Annotated in this window: 14 tRNA genes; all 14 read right to left on the reverse strand. The window is 48.5% G+C overall.

Annotated elements, in window-relative coordinates:
• Positions 1–114: 114 nt before the first annotated feature.
• The 14 genes from CUS89_RS15855 to CUS89_RS15920 all read right to left on the reverse strand — a co-directional run bounded on the left by CUS89_RS15855 (position 115) and on the right by CUS89_RS15920 (position 1432).
• A tRNA-Leu gene (locus CUS89_RS15855) sits at positions 115–198 on the reverse strand.
• 17 nt (positions 199–215) lie between these two features.
• Positions 216–287, reverse strand: a tRNA-Gln gene (locus tag CUS89_RS15860).
• A 10-nt stretch (positions 288–297) separates the two neighbouring features.
• Positions 298–370 (reverse strand) — tRNA-His (locus tag CUS89_RS15865).
• Positions 371–434: 64 nt separating this feature from the next.
• Positions 435–519 (reverse strand) — tRNA-Leu (locus tag CUS89_RS15870).
• Between the two features lie 16 nt (positions 520–535).
• A tRNA-Cys gene (locus CUS89_RS15875) sits at positions 536–606 on the reverse strand.
• 38 nt (positions 607–644) lie between these two features.
• Positions 645–716: transfer RNA gene (locus CUS89_RS15880), tRNA-Gln, on the reverse strand.
• Between the two features lie 9 nt (positions 717–725).
• Positions 726–798: transfer RNA gene (locus tag CUS89_RS15885), tRNA-His, on the reverse strand.
• A 2-nt stretch (positions 799–800) separates the two neighbouring features.
• Positions 801–874, reverse strand: a tRNA-Trp gene (locus CUS89_RS15890).
• 10 nt (positions 875–884) lie between these two features.
• Positions 885–965 (reverse strand) — tRNA-Tyr (locus CUS89_RS15895).
• A gap of 1 nt (position 966) precedes the next feature.
• Positions 967–1042: transfer RNA gene (locus tag CUS89_RS15900), tRNA-Phe, on the reverse strand.
• Between the two features lie 42 nt (positions 1043–1084).
• A tRNA-Asp gene (locus CUS89_RS15905) sits at positions 1085–1157 on the reverse strand.
• A gap of 9 nt (positions 1158–1166) precedes the next feature.
• Positions 1167–1239, reverse strand: a tRNA-Val gene (locus tag CUS89_RS15910).
• Between the two features lie 16 nt (positions 1240–1255).
• Positions 1256–1327 (reverse strand) — tRNA-Glu (locus CUS89_RS15915).
• A 16-nt stretch (positions 1328–1343) separates the two neighbouring features.
• A tRNA-Ser gene (locus CUS89_RS15920) sits at positions 1344–1432 on the reverse strand.
• Positions 1433–1490: the final 58 nt, after the last annotated feature.

Here is a 1490-nt window from a genome sequence, read left to right on the forward strand (position 1 = left end):
TAATTCAATGGGTATTCTTCGTGGCTTATATTATTCGTTTGTATATGTCTCTCAACGCCGACAACGCCTGCCAAAGAAAAAAGCACTAACGTATAGACTACGTTAGTGCCAAAATACCGGCGGCCGGGGTCGAACCGGCACGATCGTGAGATCACTGGATTTTGAGTCCAGCGCGTCTGCCAATTCCGCCACGCCGGCAAATAAATAGATAAAAACTGGGGTAGCTGGATTCGAACCAACGCATGAGGGAGTCAAAGTCCCTTGCCTTACCGCTTGGCTATACCCCAATAATATAAGGGCGAATGATGGGAATCGAACCCACGAGTGTCGGAGCCACAATCCGATGCGTTAACCACTTCGCCACATCCGCCATAATAAAATAATTTGTTATTTAATTTCCGAATAAAAAACTAAGATGTGGTCATCTTAGTTAATACCGGCGGCCGGGGTCGAACCGGCACGCCCTCAACGGGCACTGGATTTTGAGTCCAGCGCGTCTGCCAATTCCGCCACGCCGGCAATGTAATTAGTACTAAGGCGGTAACCGGATTTGAACCGGTGATGAAGGTTTTGCAGACCTCTGCCTTACCACTTGGCTATACCGCCATTATACTATTTTAAGCTATAAATTAATATTTATAGGACTGGGGTAGCTGGATTCGAACCAACGCATGAGGGAGTCAAAGTCCCTTGCCTTACCGCTTGGCTATACCCCAATGAAAAAAGGCGAATGATGGGAATCGAACCCACGAATGTCGGAGCCACAATCCGATGCGTTAACCACTTCGCCACATCCGCCATGGCAGGGGCAGCAGGAATTGAACCCACACTAACGGTTTTGGAGACCGCTGTTCTACCTTTAAACTATGCCCCTATAAATTATATGGAGGAGAGTGGATTCGAACCACTGAACCCTAAGGAACGGATTTACAGTCCGTCGCGTTTAGCCACTTCGCTACTCCTCCATGGTGGCGCGGGACAGAATCGAACTGCCGACACACGGAGCTTCAATCCGTTGCTCTACCAACTGAGCTACCGCGCCATAAAGAATAAATTATTTATTTTTTTAATTGAATAGAAATGACGGTCCCGACGGGAATCGAACCCGCGATCTCCTGCGTGACAGGCAGGCATGTTAACCCCTACACCACGGAACCAAATCATTATGGAGGTTAACGGGATCGAACCGCTGACCCTCTGCTTGTAAGGCAGATGCTCTCCCAGCTGAGCTAAACCTCCAATGTATCCAATTAAATGACCCGTACGGGATTCGAACCCGTGTTACCGCCGTGAAAGGGCGGTGTCTTAACCGCTTGACCAACGGGCCAGTAAAACATCAATTACGGAGAGTAAGGGATTCGAACCCTTGAGACAGTTTGCACCATCTACATGATTTCCAATCATGCTCCTTCGGCCTCTCGGACAACTCTCCAGAGTGAAAGAAGCTCATTACTCTTCTCATAAATGAGAACTCCGGCAGTAGGACTCGA

The organism is Enterococcus mundtii (genome assembly GCF_002947535.1).
In the GTDB taxonomy this organism is placed as follows: domain Bacteria; phylum Bacillota; class Bacilli; order Lactobacillales; family Enterococcaceae; genus Enterococcus_B; species Enterococcus_B mundtii_B.